The 20,305-nt window shown below is 67.9% G+C and carries 21 protein-coding genes, 1 pseudogene and 1 other annotated feature; of the genes and pseudogenes, 11 read left to right on the top strand and 11 right to left on the bottom strand.

Annotated features, from left to right (window positions below):
• Positions 1-2: 2 nt before the first annotated feature.
• Positions 3-1,436, bottom strand: coding sequence for a DUF1254 domain-containing protein (locus tag AC27L4_RS31210; RefSeq protein WP_487146572.1), 1,434 nt, complete (start codon positions 1,434-1,436; stop codon positions 3-5).
• Between the two features lie 240 nt (positions 1,437-1,676).
• Between AC27L4_RS31210 and AC27L4_RS31215 the strand changes: the two genes are divergently transcribed.
• Positions 1,677-2,681: an AraC family transcriptional regulator gene (locus tag AC27L4_RS31215; protein ID WP_487146574.1), complete on the top strand. Its 1,005-nt coding sequence runs from the start codon at positions 1,677-1,679 to the stop codon at positions 2,679-2,681.
• Between the two features lie 76 nt (positions 2,682-2,757).
• Here the strand turns inward: AC27L4_RS31215 and AC27L4_RS31220 are convergent.
• A pseudogene (locus AC27L4_RS31220) lies at positions 2,758-3,805 on the bottom strand (IS3 family transposase); the annotation flags it as partial.
• Positions 3,630-3,746 (bottom strand) — a sequence feature (AL1L pseudoknot). Its footprint overlaps the pseudogene before it by 117 nt.
• Positions 3,806-3,836: 31 nt before the next feature.
• Here AC27L4_RS31220 and AC27L4_RS31225 point away from each other — a divergent pair.
• Together AC27L4_RS31225 and AC27L4_RS31230 are read left to right on the top strand one after the other, a co-directional pair.
• The gene (locus AC27L4_RS31225; RefSeq protein WP_487146575.1) at positions 3,837-3,968 is read left to right on the top strand and encodes a type II toxin -antitoxin system TacA 1-like antitoxin; all 132 of its coding nucleotides are present in this window, start codon (positions 3,837-3,839) and stop codon (positions 3,966-3,968) included.
• Positions 3,969-4,158: 190 nt separating this feature from the next.
• The gene (locus tag AC27L4_RS31230; protein WP_487146576.1) at positions 4,159-4,479 is read left to right on the top strand and encodes a GNAT family N-acetyltransferase; all 321 of its coding nucleotides are present in this window, start codon (positions 4,159-4,161) and stop codon (positions 4,477-4,479) included.
• 94 nt (positions 4,480-4,573) lie between these two features.
• Here the strand turns inward: AC27L4_RS31230 and AC27L4_RS31235 are convergent, their stop codons facing one another.
• Positions 4,574-5,596 carry an LLM class flavin-dependent oxidoreductase gene (locus AC27L4_RS31235; protein ID WP_487146577.1) on the bottom strand — a complete coding sequence of 341 codons (1,023 nt, stop codon included), beginning with the start codon at positions 5,594-5,596 and terminating at the stop codon, positions 4,574-4,576.
• 282 nt (positions 5,597-5,878) lie between these two features.
• Positions 5,879-6,769 carry a LysR family transcriptional regulator gene (locus AC27L4_RS31240; protein WP_487146578.1) on the bottom strand — a complete coding sequence of 297 codons (891 nt, stop codon included), beginning with the start codon at positions 6,767-6,769 and terminating at the stop codon, positions 5,879-5,881.
• Between the two features lie 109 nt (positions 6,770-6,878).
• On the opposite strand from AC27L4_RS31240, the gene AC27L4_RS31245 reads away from it, so the two are divergent.
• Positions 6,879-7,625, top strand: a complete 747-nt coding sequence (locus tag AC27L4_RS31245; protein ID WP_487146579.1) for an SDR family NAD(P)-dependent oxidoreductase — start codon at positions 6,879-6,881, stop codon at positions 7,623-7,625.
• Positions 7,626-7,714: 89 nt separating this feature from the next.
• Here AC27L4_RS31245 and AC27L4_RS31250 read toward each other — a convergent pair whose 3' ends face one another.
• The 4 genes from AC27L4_RS31250 to AC27L4_RS31265 all read right to left on the bottom strand — a co-directional run bounded on the left by AC27L4_RS31250 (position 7,715) and on the right by AC27L4_RS31265 (position 11,391).
• The gene (locus AC27L4_RS31250; protein ID WP_487146580.1) at positions 7,715-8,668 is read right to left on the bottom strand and encodes an ornithine cyclodeaminase family protein; all 954 of its coding nucleotides are present in this window, start codon (positions 8,666-8,668) and stop codon (positions 7,715-7,717) included.
• A gap of 44 nt (positions 8,669-8,712) precedes the next feature.
• The gene (locus AC27L4_RS31255; protein ID WP_487146581.1) at positions 8,713-9,483 is read right to left on the bottom strand and encodes an amino acid ABC transporter ATP-binding protein; all 771 of its coding nucleotides are present in this window, start codon (positions 9,481-9,483) and stop codon (positions 8,713-8,715) included.
• A complete protein-coding gene (locus tag AC27L4_RS31260) occupies positions 9,480-10,421 on the bottom strand; it encodes an amino acid ABC transporter permease (protein ID WP_487146582.1) in 942 nt (313 codons plus the stop codon). Before AC27L4_RS31260 ends, AC27L4_RS31255 begins: the two co-directional genes overlap by 4 nt.
• Positions 10,422-10,509: 88 nt before the next feature.
• Positions 10,510-11,391, bottom strand: a complete 882-nt coding sequence (locus AC27L4_RS31265; RefSeq protein WP_487146583.1) for an ABC transporter substrate-binding protein — start codon at positions 11,389-11,391, stop codon at positions 10,510-10,512.
• A 261-nt stretch (positions 11,392-11,652) separates the two neighbouring features.
• Between AC27L4_RS31265 and AC27L4_RS31270 the strand changes: the two genes are divergently transcribed.
• The 3 genes from AC27L4_RS31270 to AC27L4_RS31280 all read left to right on the top strand — a co-directional run bounded on the left by AC27L4_RS31270 (position 11,653) and on the right by AC27L4_RS31280 (position 15,368).
• Positions 11,653-12,738 carry a LacI family DNA-binding transcriptional regulator gene (locus AC27L4_RS31270; protein WP_487146584.1) on the top strand — a complete coding sequence of 362 codons (1,086 nt, stop codon included), beginning with the start codon at positions 11,653-11,655 and terminating at the stop codon, positions 12,736-12,738.
• 251 nt (positions 12,739-12,989) lie between these two features.
• Positions 12,990-14,852, top strand: a complete 1,863-nt coding sequence (locus AC27L4_RS31275) for a glycoside hydrolase family 15 protein (RefSeq protein ID WP_487146585.1) — start codon at positions 12,990-12,992, stop codon at positions 14,850-14,852.
• 102 nt (positions 14,853-14,954) lie between these two features.
• Positions 14,955-15,368 carry an MAPEG family protein gene (locus AC27L4_RS31280; RefSeq protein ID WP_487146586.1) on the top strand — a complete coding sequence of 138 codons (414 nt, stop codon included), beginning with the start codon at positions 14,955-14,957 and terminating at the stop codon, positions 15,366-15,368.
• A 141-nt stretch (positions 15,369-15,509) separates the two neighbouring features.
• Here AC27L4_RS31280 and AC27L4_RS31285 read toward each other — a convergent pair whose 3' ends face one another.
• Positions 15,510-16,352, bottom strand: coding sequence for a PfkB family carbohydrate kinase (locus tag AC27L4_RS31285; protein WP_487146587.1), 843 nt, complete (start codon positions 16,350-16,352; stop codon positions 15,510-15,512).
• Positions 16,353-16,478: 126 nt separating this feature from the next.
• Here AC27L4_RS31285 and AC27L4_RS31290 point away from each other — a divergent pair, with 126 nt between their 5' ends.
• Positions 16,479-17,480: an SIS domain-containing protein gene (locus tag AC27L4_RS31290; RefSeq protein WP_487146588.1), complete on the top strand. Its 1,002-nt coding sequence runs from the start codon at positions 16,479-16,481 to the stop codon at positions 17,478-17,480.
• Positions 17,481-17,534: 54 nt separating this feature from the next.
• Here AC27L4_RS31290 and AC27L4_RS31295 read toward each other — a convergent pair whose 3' ends face one another.
• Entirely contained in the window at positions 17,535-18,428 is an 894-nt protein-coding gene (locus tag AC27L4_RS31295; RefSeq protein WP_487146589.1) for a LysR family transcriptional regulator, read from the bottom strand.
• A gap of 90 nt (positions 18,429-18,518) precedes the next feature.
• Here AC27L4_RS31295 and AC27L4_RS31300 point away from each other — a divergent pair, with 90 nt between their 5' ends.
• Positions 18,519-18,959: a PACE efflux transporter gene (locus tag AC27L4_RS31300; RefSeq protein ID WP_487146591.1), complete on the top strand. Its 441-nt coding sequence runs from the start codon at positions 18,519-18,521 to the stop codon at positions 18,957-18,959.
• On the opposite strand, the gene AC27L4_RS31305 is transcribed toward AC27L4_RS31300, so the two are convergent.
• The gene (locus AC27L4_RS31305; RefSeq protein WP_487146592.1) at positions 18,908-19,477 is read right to left on the bottom strand and encodes a MarR family winged helix-turn-helix transcriptional regulator; all 570 of its coding nucleotides are present in this window, start codon (positions 19,475-19,477) and stop codon (positions 18,908-18,910) included. The genes AC27L4_RS31300 and AC27L4_RS31305 overlap by 52 nt on opposite strands.
• A 106-nt stretch (positions 19,478-19,583) precedes the next feature.
• Between AC27L4_RS31305 and AC27L4_RS31310 the strand changes: the two genes are divergently transcribed.
• Both AC27L4_RS31310 and AC27L4_RS31315 read left to right on the top strand, forming a co-directional pair.
• Positions 19,584-19,937 (top strand): cupin domain-containing protein, encoded by a 354-nt coding sequence (locus AC27L4_RS31310; protein ID WP_487146593.1) that lies wholly within the window; start codon positions 19,584-19,586, stop codon positions 19,935-19,937.
• A gap of 31 nt (positions 19,938-19,968) precedes the next feature.
• Positions 19,969-20,199, top strand: a complete 231-nt coding sequence (locus AC27L4_RS31315) for a DUF4287 domain-containing protein (RefSeq protein WP_487146594.1) — start codon at positions 19,969-19,971, stop codon at positions 20,197-20,199.
• Positions 20,200-20,305: the final 106 nt, after the last annotated feature.

A 20,305-nucleotide genomic window follows, 5' to 3' on the forward strand; every position in this document is an offset into this window, starting at 1 on the left:
CGTTATGAAACTCGTTTCAGTCCAGGCGGCTGCCATGTGCCCTCGCCCGCCGGCAGGATCGAAGGCGACGTCGTCTTCGGCCAGTAAAGCCGCATCACCAGATAAATCGGGCCGCCCGGAGCCGGCAGCCAGTTGGCTTCCTTGTCGGCGCCCGGAGATTTGTTCTGGATGTAGAGTGTCAGCGACCCATCCGCGTTGGTCTTCATGGCAGGCAGCATCGGTGAGTTGATCAGATAGCGGTTGATCGGGTTTTCGATCAGGAGCTGGGTTTTGCCGTCATACATGGTCAGCGACCAGAAAGCGTTCACGGGCGGCTGCTGACCGGGTGGGAACGTCAGCGTGTAATTGTGCTTGCTGCCGTCGAGCATCTGGCCGTCGCTGTCGACGCGCGTGAACGGATAGGTCGCTTCCTCCGGGTCGTTGCCATAAATGCCGGCCTGAGCGGCGACAGCACGCTTCATCCAGTCGCCGTTGTAGTGGGCGCTATCGCCTGGAAGACCGCTGACCCGCCAGCCATTGATCGTCTTGCCGACCTTGGCGACAGCCTCGTCGACCGTCCGCTGGCCTTCCTTCATGCCAAGGCCGAACTCCAGTTTCTTCTCCAGAGAGAGGTCTTTGAAGTTGAAGGTCTTGTCCGGCCCGACGCCGATGCGTGCTAGCTTGGCGCGAATCTCTTTCTCGTTTTGTTGAGCGGGTGCGAATTGTAGCGCGAAGTCGAGATAATCGAAGAAGTTGGTCTTCACGAGTTCCTTGTCGATCTTCGGGAAGACGATGCTTGGCGCGGCTGGCGGCGGCGTCTGCTTCAAATAGGCCGAGAGCATCTGCACCTTGTAGCCGGCCTGCACCTTCTTGACGTTGTCAAGGTCATCCGGGCCGAAAAGCTGGGTGCGATAGCCAGCGAGGGAAAACTGTGTGCTCGAACGAAACACCTGCTTGATGCCCGCGGGGGTATCGCCCTTCCAGTCGGGGCCGACCACCAGGTAGTCGCCGGCCTCGCTCCCTGTGGCACGGGTGCCGATATAGCCGAAATTATAGGTATTGCCGTCGCAGAGCATGACCGAGTAGTAGCGCTTCGGGTCGATTGCCGGCACCGAGAGCACCACCGGCTCCGCCCGCAAATCCAGCCAGGCAAAGGAATAGGGCGTGTCGCTGTTCGGCGTGACGATTGCCGTATCCTTGTAGGTGAAGACGTTGGGTTCGTTCTTGATCTGGTTGAACGGCGCCTTGAACTGCCCAGAATTGCGATCTACCGCGTACTCGTACATCACGGCATAGTTCATCACGATAGGCAGGCCGTAGACGAACCCTGCCTCGGCGATGTCCTTGGCCTCGATGATGCCGGGGGTCGTCTGCGCCATCAGGAGGCTCGGCCTCGCGATCGCGGCGCTAGCGGCGATCGCCCCCGCCGAGCAAAGTAGTTCCCGCTTCGTCAACATTAACCATACTCCTTCTTCTCTGCCGGCTTGTCTCAGCAAGAGCTGAAAAGCGGCTATGTCCAAATTTGTCACGAAGCCGGTGACAACGTTTCAGGCAAGCGCCCGCAAAGAACCGCCCGCCCGAAATCGGCCGTTCTCCTTGCTCGCTCGAGACCCATATCGTACTACAATAGGCTGAATTCGGAACTTGAAACCACTCATTTTGCGACAAGGCTTACGTCGTTCGGGAGCGCTGCACCAATGGCTGATATCCCGGTCATATCCAGCCATATCCTGGATGGGCTCCCGGCCTTCATACGCCGTGAAATGGGGGAGAAGACACTGTTGCGGGCAAAACGCGCCATCGGCCTCGATCTCGAAATGATCGAAGGCGGGAATTGCTTTATTCCGCACGCGGCGGTGATCGGTTTCCTTGACGCAACAGGACGCGCCGCCGGCGAGGCCAACTTCGGGGCACTGATCGCTCCGATGATGAACGGCGCCAACTACGGCAGCTACGGCCGCTTTGTGTTTGGAGCCGACACCTTGGGGCAGGCCCTCGATCGCACCATTCGCGGCCTTTGCTTTCATAGCTCGAATGACAAGATGTGGGTCGCGATCGTCGGCGACGAGGTGCGGTATAGCTATATCTTTGCGCTTGCCGGCCGACCCGGCTATGCCAACACAGTGTGCGCCGCGGCAGGCGTCCTGCTGAGCGTCTTCAGGGCCTATCTGCCTTCTTCTTGGCGACCGCTACGTGTCGAACTCGATATCGACGGGCCAGCCCAGACTGGCATTTTTGAAGATGTCTTCCAGTGTCCGGTCCTTTTCAACGCACCAGCGCTGACCATTGTCGCGGAACGCCATCATCTGTCCGCCGCCGCGAAGGCCCCTTTCCGGTCGATCGTCACGATCGAGGATGTGGCGCGGGACCGGGGAGGCAGCGCGCCACGGGGTTTGATCAATGTTCTCTCGGAGCAGATCCGCGCGCAGGTTCTCACCGGCCGCGTGTCGATCGACAGTGCCGCGCAATCGATGGATACCAGCGTCCGAAAATTGCAGCGTGAGTTGAATCGCGCCGGCATCGACTTTCGCAGCTTGGCGAGCGCCGCAAGGATTCAGCGGGCCGCTGAACTGCTCCGTCATACGAATGGCTCGATTACCCGCGTGTCGGCCGAACTGGGATACTCATCCCCAGCCAATTTCGCGTGCGCTTTCCGAAGGGTGACCGGCAGCGGACCGCGAAAGTTTCGCTCGAACATGTAACTTTTGACGGAACGCTCTGCCTGCATCTGTTTGGCGCCGAGAACAAGATGATCCAGAACTCTGGCGCGCGAATTTTCTACCGAACCCTTGCAACGATGCTGCAATGGCGGCGCATTTCCGTCGCCTCATTCTGGCGCGGATTGCGCCATCTTGAACCGCGCCGGGATTGCCGGAGGCGATTTGGTTTGAGCCACGCGGCCATGGCGGGCTGTTCCAGCGTGGCGTAGTAACGCGCCTCGGCTTCGGCCGGCGGGATGTTGCCGATGGGCTCCGGGAGCCGGCGCTTGTTGGATCAGCCGACCCATTCCAGCGTCGTGAACTCGACCGCCTCGAAGGAGCGCCAGGGTCCACGCCGATGGATGACCTCGGCCCGGCCTCGGCCAGGCGCTCAGTGTGGTTGATCGCGAGGTACCGGCTGGTGCGCGATCGCTGTGATGGATGAGGCCGCCGCCGCGCACGGGACGACGGTCATGGAGCGCCGGCTCGAGAGCATCGAGGACGAAGCCCGCATGCGCCGTCCTGCCCGCCCGCCCGCCGACGATCCGGCGGGCGTCGGCGTCGACGACGAAGAGCGACATGGACGAAGCCGGCCCAGGTGGCGACATCGGTGAAGTCGGAGACCCACAGCCTGTTTGGCGCCGGGCTTGGAAGAGGCGGGCGACGCGATCGAGCGGGCCAGGCGCCGCTATGTCGCTCTTCGTCGTCTTCACCGGCTTGCCGCGGATCGCCCCCTCGGAGCCCATTTCCCACATCAGCCGGGAGACGGTGCAGCGAGCGACGTTGAAGCCTTCCCGCCTGAGCTGCCGCCACACCTTGCGCCCCCCGCAGACCCGGAAGTTCGCCGCGAACACCCGCCGCAGTTCTCCCTTCAAGGCCGCGTCCCGCTTCGCCCGCGGCGACAGCCGGGAGGGATCGGCACGCTTGGCGACATGGTCATGATAGGTGGACGGGGGCGATCGGCAGCACCCGGCAGATCGGCTCGACCCCGTATTTCCCACGGTGATCGTCGATGAAGGCGATCATCGCTTGAACGGGCGGTCGAGCTCCGCCATCGCAAAATAGGCCGACGCCCTGCGCGGGATCTCATTGGCCTGCCGCAGTGCGCGGGTCTCGCGCTCCGGCGCCAGCCTGCTCGGCAAAAATCGCTCCGACTTCATGCTCGAGGCTGCGTGCGAGCGAGCCCGGGCAGTCGTTCTCGATCAGGTCTACTTCGAGCTGGATTCCGAGAAATTCGAAGAATTCATGCGCATTCTCGACGCCCCCGCCCGCACCCAATCCAGGTCTTGAGCGGCTGATGGCCGTGAAGGCTCCCTGGGACGATGCCGGAGCATGAAGATGCTTTCGCCTCCGCAGCCCATGACGGCGGAGCCTCTGACGGACAGGTTCGACTGCGGCGAGTCCTCGCTCGACGACCGGCTTAAACGCAGGGCCATGGCCAACCATCTTGCCGGAGCCAGCCGGGTCTTCGTCGCGATCGATGCCGACAAGCATATCATCGGTTATTACGCTCTCGCCGCTGGAGCCGTCGCTCCTCGGCAGGCGACAGGCCGGACCGGCTTCCTCCATCGTGCTGGCCCGGCTGGCTGTCGATCTCCGAGCCCAAGGCATGAAACTCGGAGGCGCGCTGCTCCGGGACGCCACCTCCCGCGCCTGTCCGGTGTCGGAAAGTGCCGGCGTTCGCGCACTGCTGGTTCATGCCTTGAATGACCGGGCCAGACAATTCTACGAACACTATGGATTCCAGACGTCGTCGATCAACCCGATGACGCTTATGCTTCGCCTTCGATCGCAATCCTGAACCAAGGGACGATCTCTTCCGCGGCCAGGCCGACTGCCGCTCCCGAGCTCTCGCCGCGGGAGCGGCGCGATCGCCTGCCCCGAGGGGAACAGCCTCACCGCCACCCCATCGCAGGGGCCACGAACTTCAGGATCGCCTCGATGACATGGGCGTTGTAGGCGACGCCGAGCTGGTTGGGCACGGTGAGGAGCAGGGTGTCGGCCTCGGCGATGGCCTCGTCCCGCTTCAACTCCTCGACCAGCGCGTCCGGCTCCGCGGCGTAGCTGCGGCCGAAGATGGCGCGGGTGTTGGCATCGATAAAGCCGATCTGGTCCTTGCCCTCGTCGCCGTGCCCGAAATAGGCGCGGTCACGGTCGTCCACCAGGGCGAAGATGCTGCGGCTGACCGAGACGCGCGGCTCGCGGGCATGGCCGGCGGCCTTCCAGGCGGCGCGGAAGGCGCGGATCTGCTCGGCCTGCTGGATGTGGAAGGGCTGGCCCGTCTCGTCGTTCTTGAGCGTCGAGCTCTGCAGGTTCATGCCGTGCTCGGCCGCCCAAACCGCGGTGGCGTTGGAGGAGGCGCCCCACCAGATGCGCTCGCGCAGGCCCTCGGCATGCGGCTCCACGCGCAGCAGCCCGGGCGGGTTGGGGAACATCGGCTGGGGATTGGGCTCGGCGAAGCCCTCGCCGCGCAGGAGGTCGAGCAGCACCTCGGCATGGCGCCGGGCCATGTCGGCGTCGCTCTGGCCCTCGGCCGGCCGATAGCCGAAATAGCGCCAGCCGTCGATCACCTGCTCGGGCGAGCCGCGGCTGATGCCGAGCTGCAGGCGCCCGCCGGCGATCAGGTCGGCCGCACCGGCGTCCTCCACCATGTAGAGCGGGTTCTCGTAGCGCATGTCGATGACGGCGGTGCCGATCTCGATGCGGCGCGTCCTGGCGCCCACCGCCGCCAGCAGCGGGAAGGGGGAGGCGAGCTGGCGGGCGAAGTGATGCACGCGGAAATAGGCGCCGTCCGCGCCCAGTTCCTCGGCGGCCACGGCGAGGTCGATGGATTGCAGGAGCGCGTCGGCGGCCGAGCGGGTCTCGGAACGGGGCGAGGGGGTCCAGTGTCCGAAGGAGAGAAAGCCGATCTTTTTCAAGGGTCACTCGGATTCGAGGGAAGTTGGCGGCAGGCTACGACGCAACGGCGGCGAGCGCCATTCACGCCCGCGTGGGCGAGGTGGAGCGCGATCCCGCCTGCGGGCCGCGCCCGGCCGGACGCGGTTCGCCGGGGCCGTCGCCTCGCCTTCGGACGTCGTGGTCGCCGCCGCCGGGGTCGCAGTGGCCGGGGGATGCAGCGGCGCACATCGGGCGCCGCCGCATCTTGCCTGTCGGACAGCCGCCTTGGAAGCGTTCAACCGTCGCAGGGATCGATCGGCCGGCTATCCACCGGCCGCCAGGGCCCGCTGCAGATGGTCGCTGAAGGCGCGCGCCCGTTGGGACGGGCGGCGCCCGCCCGGGAAGACCACATGGACCGTGGCGGGATCGAGCCTGTATTCGGCCAGGATCTCCACCAGCGCGCCGGAAGCGAGCTCCGCCGCGCTCATCCAGGTCGAGACGATGGCGATGCCGAGGCCGGCCGAGGCGCAGGCGACCGCGCCGGCGGCCGAGCGGGTGCGCAGGCGCGGCTCGACCGGCTGGACCTCGCCGACGCCGTCGCGCCGGGCCGTCCAGCTTTGCCCCCCGCCGTCGCTCGGGCCGCCGATGAGATGGTGCTGGTCGAGCTCGGCCAGGCGCACCGGCGTGCCGCGGCGGGCGAGATAGTCGGGCGCGGCGACGAACAGGCGGCGGGCCGTGGCGAGCCGGCGGATGACGAAGCTGGAATCCTTGAGGTCGCCGAGGCGCAGCGCCATGTCGGCGCCCTCGGCCACGAGGTTCTCGTAGCGATCCGACATCATCAGGTCGATCTTGAGCTGCGGATGCCGTTCGAGGAAGGCCGGCAGCACCGGCACGACCTGCCGCGCGCCGAAGGTCGCCGGCATCGCCACGCGCAGGGTGCCGGACAGCCGATCCGCGCCGCGCGCCGCCGCCTCGGCCTCCTCCACGCCGGCGAGCGCGTCGCGGGCGCGGGCAAGCAGCGCCTCTCCGGCGTCGGTCGGCGCGAGCTGGCGGGTGGTGCGGGTCAGCAGCTTGACGCCCAGCCGTTCCTCCAGCGCCGCCATCGTGCGTGACACCGAGGGCTGGGACAGGCCGAACTCGCGCGCCACCTTCGAGAAGCTGCCGGTCTCGACGGCGCGGACGAAGACCGCCAGCTGGTGAAGCCGATCATTCATGCGGATATTGTATATATCCTATAAGGTTTCCGGCGCTACCCGCGTTTCCGCGCATGACTTACCTCCTTGCCCAGGACGCCGCCACGCGGCGCAGCGAAGGAGAGACGTCATGGACGACCTCAAGGACAAGGTGGCGATCGTCACCGGCGCATCGAAGGGCATCGGCGCGGAGATCGCCCGGCAGCTTGCCGGGGCCGGGGCGGCGGTCGTGGTCAACTACGCCTCGAGTCGCGAGGGAGCCGACGCCGTGGTCGGCGACATCCTGCGCGAGGGCGGCCGGGCGGTGGCCGTCCAGGCCGATGTCACCCGGCGCGACGAGGTCAGGCGGCTCTTCGCCGAGACCCGGGCGGCGTTCGGCCCGCCGAGCATCCTGGTCAACAATGCCGGCGTCTACCGCTTCGGGGCGCTGGAGGAGGTGACGGAGGCTGAGTTCCGCCGCCAGTTCGACACCAATGTGCTGGGCACCATCCTCGCCGCGCAGGAAGCTGCCGGCGCCTTCGGACCCCAGGGCGGCAGCATCATCAATCTCAGCACCATTTCCAGTGTCAATCCGGTGCCGAACTCCCTGGTCTATTCCGCGTCCAAGGCGGCCGTGGACACGGTGACGAAGGCCCTGGCCGGCGAGCTCGCCGGTCGCCGGATCCGCGTCAACGCCATCGCGCCGGGCATGACCGAGACCGAGGGGCTGGCGGTCGCGGGCATCGCCGGGGAGACGGCCAGGACCATCGGCGCAGGCCTGCCGATGGGCCGGCTCGGGCGGCCTGAGGACATCGCGCGCATCGCCGTGTTCCTGGCGTCGGACCAGTCCGCCTGGCTGACCGGCGAGCGCATCACCGCCTCGGGCGGGCAGCGCTAGATGTGAGCAAGGCGCGCTTTGGCGCAAACGCGCCTTGCTCCAACGCCTCGTTTCAACGTGTCCTCGCGGCTTTGGGCGATTCCGTCAGATCACGAGACGCTTCGGCCCACCATCCGCGCCAGCAGGTGCCGCGCCGTGAACAGGTCGAGATGACCGCCGCCGACATTCTTGTACATGGTGATCTCGTCCGGCGCGGTGCGGCCGGGGTGGCGGCCGCCGACGAGGTCGAACAGGTCGGCGACGATGCCCTCGCGGGTGATCAGGCCCTTGGCCAGCGGCACGGCGATCTCGCCGGAATTGTCGCAGCCGGCGCGGGTGTCGACGAAGACCTTGCCGGCGCGTCGCACCACCTCGTCGTCCGCCTCGCGCATCTGCGGCAGATAGGCGCCGATCAGGTCGACGTGGGCGCCGGGCTTGAGCAAGGCGCCGCGCACCAGCGGCTCCGTCGCCATGGTGACGCAGGAGACGATGTCGGCTTCGCCCAGGGCCTCGTCCAGATCGCCGGCGGCCTCGACGGAGGGCTGCGGCAGCCGGGCCGCCAGCGCCTGCGCGCGGGCGGGGTTGCGGTTCCAGACCAGCACGCGGTCGATCGACGGGCGCACGGCCCGGTGCGCGGCGATGACGTGGGGAGCGAGGCCGCCGGCGCCGAGCACCAGCAGGGTCCGCGTGTCGGGGCGGGCCAGGAGGTCGGCGCCGAGGGCGGAATCGGCCGCGGTCTTGCGGAAGGTCATCTCGGCCCCGTCGGCCGTCAGCAGGGCCTGCCCGGTCGCGGCGCTGAACAGGGCCACCATGCCCTGGACCGAGGGCTGCGGCGGCGTGAGGGCGGCGTTGGCCGGGAAGACGCCGACCAGCTTGACCGCGATCATGTCGCCCGAAGCCCAGGCGAGGAGGGAGACGAACTTGTTGGCGTCGTCGCCGGTGTCGCTCATCACCTGGACGCGGGTGTCGGGCATGCGGCCGGCGCGATGGGCGGCGCGCAGGGCCTCGACGAGGCCGGGATAGTCGAGCAGCCGTTCGATGGCCTGGGCGTCGGCGTGGCGCATGGCATCACCTCCTGGAATCCTGTCGAAGTGCCTTGATCCTGCCCTTACAGCACCCGGGCGAGGAACGCCTTGGTGCGGGGGTGCTGCGGCGCCGTCAGCACCTGCCTCGGCGGGCCGGATTCGACGATGACGCCGCCGTCCATGAAGATGAGATGGTCGGCGACGTCGCGGGCGAAGCTCATCTCATGGGTGACGACCACCATGGTCATGCCGTCCTCGGCGAGCTGGCGCATGACGGCGAGCACCTCGCCGACCAGTTCCGGGTCGAGCGCCGAGGTCGGCTCGTCGAACAGCATCAGCGCCGGCTGCATGGCCAGCGAGCGGGCGATGGCGACGCGCTGCTGCTGGCCGCCGGAGAGCTGGCGCGGGTAGTAGTGGGCGCGCTCGCCGAGGCCCACCTTGTCCAGCAGCGCCATGGCCTGCTCGACGGCCTCGGCCTTCCCCACGCGCTTGACGATCATCGGCGCCTCGATGACGTTCTCCAGCGCCGTCTTGTGCGGGAAGAGATTGAAGCTCTGGAACACCATGCCCATCTTCTGGCGCTGCGCCGCCATCTCGTTGAAGGACATGCGGTAGAGCCGGTTGCCGCGCCAGCGCAGCCCGACCGGCTCGCCCTGCAGGTAGACGACGCCGGAATCGGGCACCTCCAGCTGGTTGAGGCAGCGCAGCAGCGTGCTCTTGCCGGAGCCCGAGGGGCCGACGATGCAGGTGACGTCGCCGGCCTCGACGCTCATGTCGATGCCGTCCAGCACCCTGTGGGCGCCGAAGCTCTTGGTCAGCCTCTCGACGGTCAGCAGCGGCATGGCGGGGGTCATGCCGGGGTTCCCATGCCGCGCCGGGTCCAGAATTTGCTCTTGAACAGGGAGGCGAGGACGGAGCCGGCGGCCAGGGGCCTGCCGTCGTTGAGGCGGTGCTCGATCCAGTGCTCGAGGATGGTCAGGACAGTGGAGAGCACGAGGTACCAGATCGTCGCCACGATCAGCAGCGGGATGGTCTGGTAGGTGCGCGAATAGATCATCTGCGCGGAGTAGAGCAGGTCCGGCAGGGCGAGCACGCTGACGAGGGACGTGAACTTCAGCATCGAGATGGTGTCGTTGCCGATCGGCGGGATGACGATGCGCAGCGCCTGCGGCAGCACGATGCGGCGCAGCGTCTGGCCGCGGGTCATGCCGAGCGTCGCCGCCGCCTCGGTCTGGCCGGTGCTGACCGCCTGGATGCCGGCCCGGATCATCTCGGCGGCATAGGCGCTCTCGGTCAGCGACAGGCCGAGCAGGGCGGCGCTGAGCGGCGTGATCAGCACGTTGGTGCTCTGCGACCACAGTGTCGGGCCGAAGGGCACGCCGATCGAGACGTCCGGGATCAGCAGGGCGAGGTTGTACCAGAACACCAGCTGGACCAGCGGCGGCACGCCGCGGAAGAACCAGATCCAGGCCCAGCTCGCCGCCTGGAACACCGGATTGCTCGACAGGCGCATGATGGCCAGGATCACGCCGATGGCGAGGCCGAAGATCATGGCCAGGAAGGTGAGCAGCAGCGTGCGCCCGAGCCCGGCGAGGATCTCCGGGCTGAACAAGTAGGCGCCGACCACGTCCCAGTGCAGGTTCTCGTTGGTGACCAGCAACTGGACGAAGGCGGCGACGAACAAGAGCAGCGCCGCGCCGCCGATCCAGCGGGAGGGATGGCGGAGCGGCACCGGCGTCACCGCATGGATGTCGGGACGGCCCGGCGCCGCGCTATCGTGGTGTTCAGCCATGCGCACCTCGGTCTGATGGCGGGCGCCGCGACCCGGCGGGGGCAGCCGCCGGGCTCAGGCTCTCAGGCTTCGCGGGCCCGCTGCCCGGCTATCTGTCGGCCGGATTGGCCTTGTTGACCAGCACCGCCTTGTCGATCAGGCCGCTGTCGATGCCCCACTTGGCCATCAGCGCCTTGTAGCTGCCGTCGTCGATCATCTGTTGCAGCGCGTCGCGCAGCACCGGGCCGATCGGGTCGTCGTGGCGCAGGCCGATGCCGTTGTAGACCGCGTTGCTGACCAGCTTGGAGACGTCGAAGCGCCCGGTCACCTTGGCGAGGTACTGCAGCTTGGCCGAGCCGGCGGCCACGATCTCGACCCGGCCGGAGGAGACCGCCAGCTCCGCGGCGTTCTGCGTGGTGAACTGCTGCAGGTCGATCGGCTTGGCGCCGGCCTTGACGCAGGCCTCCTCGCTCACCTTCTGCAGGTACTGGTAGTCCCAGGCGCCGGTGAGGACGGCGACGGAGTGGCCGCACAGGTCCTTCTCGGCCTCGATGTTGTACGGCTTGCCCTTGAGATAGGCATAGGCCGTGCCTTCCCGGCGCTGCGCCACGAAGTCCAGCACCTCCAGGCGCTCGGGGGTGACGCCGAAGGAGGAGAAGCCGACGTCGAAGCGCTTGCCGGCCAGGCCCGGAATGATGGCGTCGAAGCTGGTCGGGGTGAACTCGAAGGCGATGCCGAGCTTCTCCGACATCGCCTTGGCCATGTCGATGCTCCACCCCTTCAGCTCGCCGTTCTCGACGAACTCGTCCGGCGGCCAGTCGTTGAACGCCGCCACCTTGAGGCCGTTCTGCCGGTACTGCGCCGGCACGGCGTCGTGCAGCTTCTGGTCGACGCCCGCCGCCTCGGCTTGGGCCGCCGCTGCGGCCGCCAGCGCCGCGCCCGCGAGCAGGGCGCCGAGGAGCCCTGCCGTCCTCTTCGCATGTCCTGTCATTGCTTCCTCCGATCCGCCTTCTCGCTGCCCGGTCGCCAACGGGGTTGCGTCCGGCCTCTTGTATGTGCGAACGTTCTCACATTACGGGTCCGCCGCCCTTGCCGTCAAGCGCAAAGCTCTGGGAGAGCTGCGGGAAGCGGGTCGACGGCGCCGCGGCAAGGTGAGACAGATGGCGAGCTGCGGCCGCGTCCCGTCGACGGACATGGCGCCGGGGACGGCCGGTTCCCGGCAACGCGGCGCTGCAGCAGGGGTGTTCCGGACATGGCCGGCAAAGTGACGATCACCGAGGTGGCCAAGCGGGCCGGCGTCAGCACCGCCACCGCCGGCCGCGTGCTCGGCGCCTACGGCTATACGAGCGAGGAGAACAAGGAGAAGGTGCGCCGGGCGGCCGAGGAACTGGGCTATCGCCCGAACCTGCTCGCCCGCGGCCTGATCACCGGCAAGACCAAGACGATCGGCGTGATCGCCGGCGACATCCAGAGCCCGTTCTATGCCTCGATCCTGCGGGGCATCGCCGACATCGCCCGGGCCGAGGGCTTCGGCGTGCTGCTGACCAACAGCGACGAGATGCTGGAGCGGGAGCTGGAGGCGGTGCAGCTCCTCCTGGAGAAGCAGGTCGACGGACTGATCCTGGCGCCCTGCGACACGACGGGCGCCAGGCACCTGCACGCCGCGCTGAAGGGCGGCTGCCCGATCGTGCAGATCGACCGCGTCGTGCGCTCGCTCGCCGCCGACAGCGTCACCGTCGGCAACCGCCAGGCGGCGCGCCAATGCGTGGCGGAGCTGATCGACCTCGGCCATCGCAGGATCGCGCTGATCGCCGAGCTCGAGCGCTGGGAAGCCGGCGACGTCGAGGCCTTCATCGCCGTCGTGGCCGCCGGCGGGGTCGATCCCGCCAGCCTCTATCCGAGCTGGCAGCGCCTCTACGGCTATGTCGAGGCCCATCTCGCCGCCGGGCTCGAGATCGACCGCGGCATGATCGTGCGCGTCGGCACCTATTCGGTGGCTGCCGCCAAGCAGCAGACGCAGGCGGTGCTGTCGCGGCCCGATCGTCCGACGGCGATCTTCACCGCGGACGGCCTGATGTCGGCCGGCGCGATGGACGCGATCACGCGCTCGCAGCTGCGACTGCCCGCGGACCTGTCGATGGTCTGCTTCGACGACCTCGACTGGATGAGCTTCGTCCGGCCCGGCATCACCGCCATCGTGCAGCCGCTGACCGCCATGGGCGAGACGGCGGCCCGGCTGATGCTGGAGCGGCTGCGGGGCGAGGGCGGCCCGCCGCGCCACCTGGCGCTGGAGCCCTCGCTTGCCCGCCGCGGCTCGGTGGCCGCGCCGGCGGGGTGAAAGGGGAGGGCTTGCAGGCGCCCGCGCTGCCCTTGGGGCGTCGGCACCGGGCCCATGGCCGGGAAGGGGCGGCCGGGTGCTCGCCCCAGGACATTGCCATGATGCTCTTCCTTCGGACGCGTCGTGCGCCCTCGTGGCCGAGAGCCGGGCCGGCCACGAGGGAACGAACCGGCTTCCCCAAAAGTTCAAGTGGCGACGGGGGCACGGCGATCGTCGCGGAGACGGCATGACCGACTGTCCAGGCTTTGCCCATGGCGGATAAGGTGGCCGGGGACCTGCATCCTTCCGTTACGGACGCCTCACGCCGTCGCAACATCGCGGATTACGGCATCATCGGGAACATGCGGACCGCGGCCCTGGTCGGGAAGGACGGTTCGATCGACTGGCTGTGCCTGCCGCGCTTTGATTCGCCGGCCTGCTTCGCGTCCTTGATCGGTACGCCCGAAAACGGCCGGTGGAAGATCGCGCCGGGCGATGAAACCGTCGGTTGCTCCCGGCGATATGTCGACGACACCACAATTCTGGAGACCCGGTTCGAGACCGCCACGGGCGCGGTCGCAATAACGGATTTCATGCCGCTGTCGGCGGAGGCCGGGAAGACCAACCTCGTCCGCATCGTCCGCGGCGAGGCCGGCCATGTCGACATGGAGATGGAGCTGGTTTTGCGTTTTTCCTATGGACAGGCCGTGCCATGGGTGCAGCGTCGAGAATATGGCTTGAGTGCCGTCGCCGGCCCCGACTCCGTTCACCTGCACACCAGGTTGCCGCTGAAGGGAGAAGGCAAGACAACCCGCTCCCGTTTCCGGATTCGGGAAGGCGAGCGTATCTCCGCGACACTGTCCTACCATGCGTCCGCCGTTGCCCCGAGCTTTGTGGCGGACAGCCAGGAGAGCTTGCAGCAGACCGCAAATTGGTGGCGTGAATGGACGAAGCGGGGACGTCGCCCCGACGGGCCGGAGCCTTGGCGGCAGGCCATGATGCGGTCCCTCATCACCCTGAAATTGCTGACCTTCGAGCCGACGGGCGCCGTCATCGCCGCACCCACGACATCGCTGCCCGAGTGGATCGGCGGGCGCAGGAACTGGGACTATCGCTACTGCTGGCTGAGGGATTCCGCGCTCACCTTTCTGGCGCTGCTTCATGCGGGCTATCGCCAGGAAGCGGAAGCCTGGCGGCAATGGCTGCTTCGCGCCGTTGCAGGCGATCCCGACCAGCTCCAGATCATGTACGGCATCGCAGGCGAGCGATGGCTGCCTGAAGTCGACGTCCCCTGGCTGCCGGGATTTGAGCAAAGCAAGCCGGTTCGTGTCGGCAATGCCGCGGCAAACCAGGTGCAACTCGACGTCTATGGCGAATTGTTCGACACGCTGCATGCGGCGCGGTTCGCTGAATTGCAGCAGCACGACGAAGCCTGGCCCCTGCAGAAGGTGCTGCTCGCAACCTTGGCCAGGAAGTGGCGGACCCTCGATCGCGGTATCTGGGAAGTCAGGGGGCCGGTGCGTGCATTCACGCATTCGAGGATGATGGTCTGGCTGGCGTTTGATCGGGCCGTCACTGCGGCGGAGACGTTCTGCCTCGACGGGCCGGTCGATGACTGGAAGCAACTCCGCGCCACGATTCACGACGAGATCTGCGAGAACGCATTCGACAGGCGCAAGAACAGCTTCGTCCAGTATTATGGCGGCGGCGCGCTCGATGCCAGCCTGTTGCTGATACCGCAGACGGGCTTTCTGCCGCCGGACGATCCGCGCGTCGCGGGAACCATTGCTGCGATCGAACGCGAGTTGGTCAGGGATGGCCTTGTGCTGCGCTACTCGACCGACTGCACGGACGACGGCGTGGACGGCGCTGAAGGCGCGTTTCTCGTCTGCAGCTTCTGGCTTGCCGATGCCTACGTCCTGTGCGGCCAGCGTGAGAAGGCCGTCGCCATATTCGAGCGGCTGCTGGCCTTGCGCAACGATCTGGGCTTGTTGTCGGAGGAGTATGACGGAGCGAGCGGGCGGATGCTCGGCAATTTTCCCCAGGCATTTTCCCATATCGGGCTGATCAATACGGCGCACAATCTGCTGAAGGTCGAGGGCCCTGCGCGGCAGCGCGCCCAACTCCGGGGGTGAACCGCCCGAGCGCCGCACGCTTCGCGACTGGCGTAGCGGGCATGCCCCGGCTGCCGAATTGCCGGGACCGGTTGTCACAGCGTGCCCAACAGCGGAGGTCCCATGGAAGCATACACGTTCAGCATCGTCGGGGTGCTCGCGCTCTGCCTGATGTCCGTCGTTCTGGCGATCAATTCGGGCTATTCCAAAGGCCGTGCCGGGGTTCTTTCCGGCCCCGTGCTGCCGCCCGACGACGGGAACCTGCTCTACCGCATCGACCGCGCGCACCTGAACAGCGTGGAAGCGCTGGCACCCTTTGTCGTACCGGCCGTCCTGGCGATGATGGTGGGCGTCCGGCCGGTTTTGCTGGGGGTGCTGGTCTGGGCCCACGTCGTGATCCGGCTTGCTCACGTCGTGATCTACCTGCGCGGGGGCGACGCGGCGAAAGGCGGCAGCGTCAGAACGATCCTCTATGTCTCGGGCGCGTTGGTCACCCTGGCTCTTGTTGTCGTGACCGGCTGGGCGGCCATCTCCTGAGGCATCGAGGCGGGCCCAAAGCGTTTTTGCGATTTGACGGAATCGCGTCAAGTCGCAAGGACGCGTCGAAACAAGGAGTTAGAGTAAAGCGCGTTTCCACCAAAACGCGCTTTGCTCCAGGCTGCCCCGGCCGCCGTCGTGTCACCCCAGCCGCTCGCGCAGCGCCGCGAGGTCGACCTGCAGCGCGATCGGGGCGCCGTGGCCGACGGCGCCGAAGGTGCGGCAGGTCTCGGCGGCCCGCGCCGCCGCGGCTGCCAGGAAGGTGTCGGGGGCCTCGCCGACGACGAGGCCGTAGAGGACGCGGGCGATGAAGGTGTCGCCGGCGCCGAGCGTGTCGACCACCTCCACCGGCGCGGCGGCGACGTCGAAGCGCCCGCTGCGGGCGTGGAGCGAGGCGCCGTCGCGGCCCTTGGTCACCAGCACCCAGCGGGCGCCGCCGTCCAGAAGCTCGCCGACGATCTCGTCCGCCGCGTCCGGCGCAAGGCCGCCGCCGGAGACCGACGCCAGCAGGCAGAGCGGGGCGACGGCGCGGCGATGCGCATGGTCGCGCCGGGTCGAGAAGTCGTAGGACAGCGGCGCCCGGGCGGCGATCGCCGGCAGGTGCGCGTCAAGCCCGCTCGACTGGCCGACATGCACGGCATCGAAGCCGCCGAGAAAGGCGATGTCCTCGGCCGAGGGCGTGAACATCGACACGCCGAGGTCGAAGTCGACGAAGACGCGGTCGCCGTCGCGGTGGCCGATCACGCAATAGGCGGTCGGCCCGTCGAGGACATGCAGGCGCGCGGTGTCGACGCCTTCCGCCGCCAGCGCCTCGGCGATCACCGCGCCGGCCGGATCGCGGCCGATCGTCCCGACATAGGCGGACTGCCCGCCGAACCGCCGGATGAAGACCGAGAGGTTGAGGCAGTTGCCGCCCGGAAACATCCGGCCGCTGGAGAGGTAGCAATCGACGACATTGTCGCCGATCGCGGCAATCTTGACCATCTCGGTTCTTTCCGTCTACGATGATGTGAGAACGTTCGCACATGGGCGGTGACCTGTCAACGCAACCGGGCCTGCCCATCGCCGGCCGCCCGGATGCCGGCAATCGGATTTCGGAGGACGAGCATCATGAAGACCGCCTTGAACGAGGACATCGAAGCCGCCCTGCGCGGCCTGGGGGACCGCTCCATCCGGCACGTCTTTTTCGTCGCCTGCGGCGGCTCCCTGTCGATCATGCATGCGGGCAAGTATTTCCTCGACCGCCATGCCGCCGGCCTCGCCTCGGACCTCCTCAATGCCGACGAGTTCGTCTGCCGCGATCCGCGCAAGCTCGACGCGAACGCCCTGGTCATCCTGTGCTCGCAGACCGGGACGACGCGCGAGACGGTGCGCGCCGCCCGGCACGCGCGCTCGCGCGGGGCGGCGACGATCGGCATGACGCTCGATCTGGCCTCGCCGCTGGCCGAGGCGTCCGACTTCGTGCTGCGCTACCAGGCCTCCTACACCACCGGCATCCCGATCGACGCCGCCGACAGCAACTATGCCGTGCTCCTGATGCTGCTGGCCGCGCTGGTGCGCCGGGCCGGGGACGGGGACCATGTGCCGGCGCTGCTGGCGAGCCTGAGCCACCTGCAGCCGGCCATCGACAAGGCCCAGCTCCGCTACGCCGACACCTTCGCGGCCTATGCGCCCCGCCTCGCCGACAAGACGACGATCTACACGCTGGCGAGCGGCCCGGTCTACGGCGCCGCCTATTCCTTCGCCATCTGCGTGCTGATGGAGATGCAGTGGATCGGCTCGCAGGCCATCCACGCCAACGAGTTCTTCCACGGCCCCTTCGAGGTGGTCGACCGCGATGCCAGCTTCATCGCCATGATCGGCCTCGACGAGACGCGTCCGCTCGCCGAGCGCGCCCGCGATTTCCTGCGCCGCTTCGGCTCGGAGGAGACCGTGCTGGTCCTCGACGCCGCCGACCTCGACCTCGCCGGCATCGACGACCGCTTCAAGGGCTGCCTGGTGCCGCTGATCTTCTTCGACGCGTTGTGGACGTTCGCCTACAGGCTCGCCGACCTGCGCGGGCAGCCGATGCTGTCGGGGCGGCGCTACATGAAGAAGCTCGGCGACTACTGATCCGCCGCGGCGGCTGCGCACCGCCGGGGACGGGGCCTCTCCGGCGAACGGCCCCTAAGTCGCGACGGCGTCGATCCGGGTCGCGGCGAAGCGCTCGCGCAGCCAGCGGGCGGCCGGGCCGCAGGGGCGCTGCTTGTGCCAGACCAGCTCCAGGGCGATCGGCAGGTCGAAGTCGTCGAACTGCAGGTCCGGCGTCGCCAGGTCGGGGGCGGCCGGCGAATTGGCGATGACGTGGCTGGAGACGAAGGCCCAGCCGATGCCCTGCTTCACCATCTGCAGGATGATCCAGTGGCTCTCGACCCACCAGACCTCGGCCGCGACCCTGAGGCGCTGCTTCTCCGGCCCGTCGCTGCGCGCCGCCACCAGGATCTGCCGGTAGCGCTTGAGATCCTCCCAGTCGACGCGGGTGCCGGCGAGGGGATGGGTCCTGCCGCACACCATCTTGATTGGCACCCAGCCGATGGTCCGGAAGCCGAGCTCGGCCGGCAGCACCTCCTGGCGCCACATCACGCCGATATCGGCCTTGCCGGCCAGCACCAGGCGGCCGACGTCCTGCATCAGCGGGAACAGGAGCTCCAGCTCCACATGCGGGAAGTGCCGGGCGAAATCGGCGAACAGCGTGCCGAGAGCCGGCTCGGGGTAGAGCTCGTCGATGGCCACGACCAGCCGCGTCTCCACATGCGCCTTGAAGCTGCGGGCGACGCCGATCAGGTGCTCGCGCCGGTCCAGCATCACCCGCGCCTCCGCCAGCAGCCGCTCTCCGGCCGGCGTCAGCACGGGATTGCGCCCCTCGCGGCTGAACAGGGAGAGGCCGAGATCCTCCTCCAGATTGGCGATCTGGGTGCTGACGGCCGACTGCGCCTTGCGCAGCGCCCGCGCCGCGCCGGAGAAGGAGCCATGGTCGGCGGCCGCGACGAAGGCTTCGAGCTGGTCGAGCGAGACGGTCATCTATCTGGTTTCGAGATGGTATCTAACTTGAAGCGATCTGCAGGGTAGATAGAAACGCCACCGTCAACAACAAGAACAAGGATCATTCCCATGTCCCTGCGTTCCCTTCCCGACCGCATCCGCCATGCCCTGATGTTCGAAGCCATCGGCCTGGCGATCGTCATTCCCGTCGGGGCCCAACTGTTCGGCCTGCAGCCCATGCATATGGGCGTCGTCAGCGTCGCCAGCGCGACCATCGCCACGATCTGGACCTTCCTGTTCAACCTCGGCTTCGACCATGCGATGCTGGGCGTCGTCGGCCACACCCGCAAGGGCTGGGGCACGCGCATCCTGCATGTCGCCCTGTTCGAGATCGGGCTCCTGACCATGCTGCTGCCGCTGATCGCCTGGTATGTCGGCGTCAGCCTGATGCAGGCCCTGGCGATGGACATCGCCATCGTCGTCTTCTACGTGGTCTACGCCTTCGTCTTCAACCTGGCCTATGACCGGGTCTTCCCGGTGCCGCTCGCCGCCCCGGCCTGCGCGGCCTGAGGCCCGCAGCCGTCGGCACCGGCCTCGATCGCCGCCAGCAGCTCCTGCAGCAGCCCGGCGAGCGCGACCCGCCTGTCCGGGGCGAGCCCCTCCAGGAAGCGCTGCTCGTTGGCCATGTCGGCGCGGAAGGCCTGCTCGGCCAGCCGGCGGCCCGCCTCGGTCAGGGCGACGAGCAGGCTGCGGCCGTCCTCCGCCGACTTCTCGCGCCGGACCAGCCCGGACTTTTCCAGCCGCGCCAGCCGGTGGCTGAGGCCGCCGGAGGAAATCATCAGCGAGCGGTAGAGCTCGGTCGGCGTCAGGCAATGGGGCGGCCCGGCCCGGCGCAGGGTGCTGATCACGTCGAACTCGCCGCGGTCGAGGCCGAAGGCGGCGAAGCCCGCCTCGATGCTCGGCCGCACCAGGTTCGACAGCCGGTAGGCGCGTCCGAGGATGGTCATCGGCTCGGTGTCGAGATCCGGCAGCTCGCGCGCCCACTGCGCGCGCAGCCGCGCGACGTGATCGGTCCTGGTCTGCGGCATTCGGCGTTCTCCTGCGCTGTCGGCCGTCGCATGCCATATATCTTGACAGGAAGATAGTTTCGGATAAATATCTTCTCGTGAAGATAAATTGCCGGAGGAGACGGCCGTGCCCGATGTGATCCGCAGCACCGACCTCAGGCGCGGGACCGGCCGCACCGTGCAATTCGACGGCGTCGAGCACGGGGCGGCCGTCTCCTTCTTCCTCGTCGACAACGAGCCCGGCCAGGGGCCGGGCCTGCACGTCCACCCCTATGCCGAAACCTGGATCGTGCGGTCGGGCGAGGCGGAGTTCACCGTGGGCGGGACGCGGACGCGCGCCCAGGCGGGCGACATCCTCGTCGGCGCCGCCGGCATCCCGCACAAGTTCCGCAATGTCGGCTCCGGCCGGCTCGAGCTCGTCTGCATCCACGCCAGCGACAGGATCGTCCAGGATTGGCTCGACGAGGGCATGGCCGGCTGACCGCGCATCCCGTCTCGACAGGAGGAATCCGGTGAGTTTCCAGGCCTATCTCGATACGATCAGACGCAAGACCGGCAAGGGGCCGGAGGATTTTCTGGCCCTCGCCGACGCCAGGGGCTTTTCGCAGCAGGGCCGCCTCAAGCCCGGCGTCAAGGCCGGCCAGATCGTCGAATGGCTGCGCGACGAGTTCGCCCTCGGCCATGGCCATGCCATGGCGATCTATGCGCTGCTGTCGGGCAGGAAGAAGCCCGGCGACGCATAGGGCAGGGCGCCTTGCCGGGGGGACGCTCTTTGCTCCGGCGCGTGTTCGCGCCTCGAGGCGGGGCGGACGGCCCGCCGGAGCCTTGCTCTTCGCGCAGCTTTCCCGC

The organism is Labrys sp. Lb11, from assembly GCF_057554225.1.